This window comes from Methylophaga sp. UBA5088 (assembly GCF_002414625.1).
GTDB lineage: Bacteria > Pseudomonadota > Gammaproteobacteria > Nitrosococcales > Methylophagaceae > Methylophaga > Methylophaga marina.
Map to the genome: position 1 here is coordinate 2,532 of NZ_DIAC01000011.1, position 5,581 is coordinate 8,112.

The following is a 5,581-nucleotide window of genomic DNA, read 5'->3' on the forward strand; positions in this document are numbered from 1 at the left end:
GCCCCGTAAAAACGGGGCGCTTCTCTCGTCTTAGCAAATGCTTGTTTTTATTGCAGCTTTTGCAATTCTTTTTCAACAACAGCATCTGGAAGTGGAATATAGCCATCTTTGACGACCACTTTTTGACCCACTTTAGACAGAATCATTTTAACGAATTCACGATCAATCGGCGCTAATGGTTTGTTAGGCGCTTTATTGATGTAAACATACAGGTAACGTGAAAGCGGGTATGAACCATTCGCTGCGTTATCTAATGTAGCCGGAATCATTTCACCGCCTTCTTTTTTCGCTAATGCCAATGCTTTAACGCCAGACGTTTTATAACCGATACCAGAGTAACCGATACCGTTCAGTGATTTAGTCACGCCTTGAACAACAGAAGCCGAACCTGGTTGTTCATTCACACTGTTTTTGTAGTCACCTTTACAAAGGGCGTGATCTTTAAAGTAACCGTAAGTACCAGAAACTGAGTTACGACCATATAGCTGAATATTACCTAAATCCTGACCTAACTGACTCCAGTTAGTGATGTCTTCTGAATAACCACATGTACGTGTTGCAGAGAAAATCGCATCCACTTGTGGAATAGTCAGACCATCGATTGGGTTATCTTTGTGTACATACACAGCAAGCGCGTCAATAGCCACACGAATTGGCGTTGCTTTATAACCATATTTTGCTTCAAAAGCCGCGTCTTCTTTGTCTTTCATTTTGCGGCTCATTGGACCAAAGTTAGATGTGCCTTCAGTCAATGCAGGAGGCGCAGTTGAAGAGCCCGCAGCCTGAATTTGAATACTGACATTTGGATATTCACGTTTGAACTCTTCAGCCCACATGGTCATCAGATTCGCTAACGTGTCTGAACCAACACTCGACAAGCTGCCTGAAATACCACTCACTTTTTCATAGTCAGGTAAAGCAGGATCGACATCGCCCGCAAATGTCAGCGGCGAGAAAGCCATTGTCATTGCAGCACCTAGCAGAGCAAGGTTTTTCTTGAACATAGTGTTCAACTCCCAAAGATTAAAAGAAAAAAAGCAACGTTATTAACGTAAGCGCTAGGTAGTATGAGTTTTTCGTGTGACAAGCATATGAAAGTAATATGACAACCATGTTACAACAGCAATTTTGTTTACTTGCCAGACACTTAGACCGGAATTTTCTCCACTGCAGATGTTTCAGGAAAACAGCACTTAAAACTGCTGCCCTTACCTAGCTCGCTGTTGATGATGAGCTTGGCACCGTGCCGCTGAAGCACATGTTTTACTATGGCAAGCCCAAGTCCTGTGCCACCGGCGTCACTACTTCTACCTTTATCAACACGATAGAATCGTTCTGTTAATCGCTCCAGATGATGCGCAGCAATCCCTTCACCTTCATCAGTTACTTCAATGCACACACCATTGTCAGTTTCACGCCAACTCAGCGCCACTAAGCATCCTGCTGGCGTGTATTTCACAGCATTGAAGACCAGATTTGATACTGCGCTGCGTACTTCACCTAAATCACACACAAGCCATTTATCAGTTTCTAGGTTAAGGCTAAATTGATGGTCATGAAAGTGCTCCAATGCTTTGGCATCTTCGATAATTGAATGCAGTAATTTTTCAACATCCGTTGGCACTCTGCGTAAGGACTTCTCCCCTGTTTCCAGTTGCGACAGTACCAATAAATCTTTGATCATCATATGCATGCGCTCACTCTGCTGGCGCATAGCAGGGAGGGCCATCTTCCACTGTTCTGGGTCAGTGTCTTCAGTGAATGCTTCCAAATATCCACGTAATACCGTTAACGGGGTTTTTAGTTCATGCGATACATTGGCAACAAAGTCACGCCGCATTCGCTGTAGCTTGATGGTTTGCGTGATATCACGAGCAATCAATAATCGGCCTGATCCCATGTAGTTGACTAATTTCACCTCTAGTTGAATATCTTCATTTAGGGGTGATTTGACTGTTGCTGTGCCGCCCAGATGAATATGATTTTCCAGAAGCTGTTGAAAAGCAGGCTCGCGAATCAGATTATTAATCCTGACATGATTATCGCGCGGCCAGCGCACACCCAACAATTCCCGGGCGGCCTGATTAGCCCAATCCACCTCGCCATACTCTCCCAACACAACAATACCATCTGGTAAGGCAGCGGTAGCCGACTGAAACCGCTTGAGGTAGTCGGTCATTTTTTTCTTACGATTGCTGTTTTGTTGGCGCATTTGTTCTATTTGACGACACACATCATCAATGACGCCTTCCGCGCTGGGGGAGCGCCGCTTTTTAGGTTTTTGCAACCAATACCAGAGCTTGTACCAATTATGTTGCAGCCACAAAGCATAAGCCAAAGAGGCCACAAACATAAAAGCCATCATTTGACCAAACAAAAGTCCAACAAAACCTGCCAGACTGACAAGCGTTAGCAGTCGCCAATTATCCCATTGCATGATTCAGGTCGCTTAATCGACTGAAAAACGATAGCCAACACCTCTGACAGTCTGGATAAACTGGTCATGCCCCGTTGGTTCCAGCGCTTTACGTAACCGGCGAATATGGACATCGACTGTGCGTTCTTCAATGTATACCGTATCGCCCCAAACGTAATCGAGTAACTGTGATCGGCCATACGCGCGTTCAGGGTTTTTCATAAAAAAGTGCAGTAAACGAAACTCAGTTGGGCCTAACTCAACACGCACATCATCTACCGTCACCCGGTGACTTTTTGTATCCAGTACCAAATTCGCAAACTGTAACTTCTGAGCATCTTCATTTTCAGGTGGCAGGCAACGACGCAAGACCGCTTTGATGCGAGCAATCAACTCAGGGGGAGAAAAAGGTTTGTTGACGTAATCATCAGCCCCTACCGCCAGGCCTTTGACCATATCTTCACTTTCACCTTTAGCGGTAAGCATAATGACTGGAATATTCGCCAGGAACTCATTTGCACGCAATCGACGAATAAATTCTATGCCATCAATGCCGGGTAACATCCAATCCAATAAAATCATGTCCGGTTGATCATTTTTTAAGACATCCAGACCTGACTCGGCATCACCTACTGAGACACAACTTAGACCTGCTTGCTTAAGGGTAAACGACAACATATCTCTGATGGCAGCATCATCTTCAACCACTAATACGCTTGTAGCCATAATATTCGTCCAACTATTTGCTTCGATAATTAATAACTATCTTACCGCTGAATTATGACATTTTAGTAACAAGCGTGATTTTTATTGTCATAACAACGGATTAAACCCATCAAAAAACAAAAAAAGCCACAGATTCTTAACAGAAGCTGTGGCTATATGACAGTTTTATGTCAGAACATACATCCCTGTTTTAATTCATAATTCCTTTGATCATATAAAATAATGACGCCGATAAAACAGCTGCCGCTGGCACCGTAATTAACCAAGCTGTAATAATTTTTCTGACAATGTCACGTTTGACATATAAGCTTTTCTTTTCTTTCTTCAGCACTTTCTTCGCTTTTTTCAGCGTATCTTTTTCACGATCAATCGAGCTGTATAACTGCGTAATGCGCTGGTAGTCTGCGGCTGATTTTTGTTTTTTATCCAAAAGCATATTGAGCTCGCTACGTAAGGCACTCAATAAACGCTTCTCTTCCTGTATTTCTTGTTTATCTCGCTCAATTTCCTGCTTTAAACTACTCGATTTGTCCATCCATTCTCGTAAAAAACCGACCCCAAACACACCACCAATAGCAATATGTGTAGAGCTGACCGGTAAGCCAAGCTGGCTGGCAATAATCACTGTGATGGCAGCAGCCATGGCGATTGAAAAGGCACGCATTTGATCGAGCTCAGTGATTTCGCCGCCTACTGTGCGAATCAATCTCGGGCCATAGAGTCCCAAGCCAAGTGCAATACCAAAAGCACCTACGGCCATTACCCAAAAAGGTATACCGGCTTTAGCATTAATGCCTCCTGTCATTACGGCATCATGGATAGCCGCAAGCGGGCCAATCGCATTCGCAACGTCATTCGCACCATGCGCAAAGCTCAATAAGGCTGCGGCAAAAATCAGCGGAATAGTAAACAGGATATTGATGCTTTCACGATCATTGTTTAATTTCGGCAAACGACGGCGCAACGAGGCTTTGACTAGAAAAAATGAAATAATCGCCACAATCAAGCCGATGGTTGATGCTTGCAGCATAGTTGGTTTGTCAACGATTTCTACGGTGAAGAACCAGTCATTGATTAGGGTTAAGAATTTCGGCCATATATGCTTCAGCCCTTTTAACACCAAATACGTCACAAAAGCCCATGCCATTATCGAGACATAAACGGGCACCCATTTCAGTGATGCAGCTATTTTATTATCTTGAAAAATAATGGTTTTTTTGATGGCAAATAAGAAGGCAGCAGCAACGACACCACCGATCACAGGGGATATGATCCACGATCCTACAATGGCGCCCATCGTGCCCCAGTTCACTATCTCAAATCCAGCGGCAGCAATACCTGCCCCCATTACCCCACCGACAATGGAGTGTGTGGTGGAGACTGGCGCCCGAGCAAAAGTCGCCATATTCAACCAAAGTGCAGCCGCTAATAAGGCTGCCATCATGGCCCAGATAAAGGTGTCACTCTGCTGACCAAACTTATCGATATCGATGATGCCGTTTTTAATCGTAGAAACCACATCGCCACCAGCGATGATGGCACCACTTGCCTCGAAGATCATCGCGATAATGATAGCGCCGCTCATCGTCAATGCTTTGGAACCGACCGCAGGGCCCACATTATTGGCTACGTCATTAGCACCAATATTCATGGCCATATAGGCGCCAAAAACAGTGGCTATCGCCAGAAAAAGATTATTAGGCACACCACCACTGGTGATGAAGCTATACCCTAATACGGCCACCATAAAAAAAAGGGCCATGCCGATTCTGGTTAATTCGCCATGACTCTTTTTATAAGCCTGTTTTTCAATTTTATGGATGTCTTTGATTTCCACGATGATTCCGTTTTTAACGACCCAAAACGGCGCAATTATTACAGCAATGTGACACAAGGCATACCCCAAACAAGACTGATGTAACTATTGCCTGCTATGATTGTCTAGTTATACAACCTTCTGACAAGCATTTGAGACTGATGAAAAAATTTTTATTTTTTATACTTCTGTTAACTGTTTTTAATGCACATGCGCGCAGCAGCCTTTTTGATGGTCTAGGTTTAAGTAACAACGACGATGTACCACCGCTTGTAGAAGAGGCGTTTCAATTTCGAGCAGAAGTGAATGATGCCAATAGTATTCTGGTGCATTGGAAGGTGCTGGAGGGTAACTACCTATATCGCGATAAACTACAGTTTGATGTCATCGGCAATGACAAGATAAAGCTTGGCAACATCCGTTTTCCTGCAGGAGAAAACAAACAGGATGAGACCTTTGGTCTGGTCGAAGTTTACCATCACGACGTATCCCTCGTTATTCCGATAAAGCAACGACCTGAGGAAGCCGTGACCTTCACCTTGAAGGCCCATTTCCAGGGATGCTCTGAAAAATTTGGCATCTGTTATCCGCCTTCAGAGCAACAAATTGACCTGGCTTTACCG

General features: G+C 44.1%; 5 protein-coding genes. 1 reads left to right on the top strand and 4 read right to left on the bottom strand.

All coding sequences use genetic code 11. The features are described from left to right. Positions 1 to 47 precede the first annotated feature (47 nt). The 4 genes from B4K20_RS01535 to B4K20_RS01550 form a co-directional block, all read right to left on the bottom strand. Positions 48 to 1,004 (bottom strand): PstS family phosphate ABC transporter substrate-binding protein, encoded by a 957-nt coding sequence (locus B4K20_RS01535; protein WP_289281648.1) that lies wholly within the window; start codon positions 1,002 to 1,004, stop codon positions 48 to 50. Between the two features lie 143 nt (positions 1,005 to 1,147). Beyond that, positions 1,148 to 2,437 (bottom strand): phosphate regulon sensor histidine kinase PhoR, encoded by a 1,290-nt coding sequence (gene phoR, locus B4K20_RS01540; RefSeq protein WP_289281649.1) that lies wholly within the window; start codon positions 2,435 to 2,437, stop codon positions 1,148 to 1,150. A 12-nt stretch (positions 2,438 to 2,449) separates the two neighbouring features. After that, entirely contained in the window at positions 2,450 to 3,145 is a 696-nt protein-coding gene (phoB, locus tag B4K20_RS01545; protein WP_339608430.1) for a phosphate regulon transcriptional regulator PhoB, read from the bottom strand. A gap of 187 nt (positions 3,146 to 3,332) precedes the next feature. Next, a complete protein-coding gene (locus tag B4K20_RS01550; RefSeq protein ID WP_289281651.1) occupies positions 3,333 to 4,979 on the bottom strand; it encodes an inorganic phosphate transporter in 1,647 nt (548 codons plus the stop codon). Positions 4,980 to 5,119: 140 nt separating this feature from the next. On the opposite strand from B4K20_RS01550, the gene B4K20_RS01555 reads away from it, so the two are divergent. Next, positions 5,120 to 5,581, top strand: a 462-nt coding sequence (locus tag B4K20_RS01555) for a protein-disulfide reductase DsbD domain-containing protein (protein ID WP_289281652.1), incomplete at its 3' end; no start/stop codon positions are given.

Coding starts and splice junctions, on each gene's coding strand:
- B4K20_RS01535 (WP_289281648.1), bottom strand. CDS start 1,004: ATGTTCAAGAAAAACCTTGCTCTGCTAGGTGCTGCAATGACAATGGCT.
- phoR (WP_289281649.1), bottom strand. CDS start 2,437: ATGCAATGGGATAATTGGCGACTGCTAACGCTTGTCAGTCTGGCAGGT.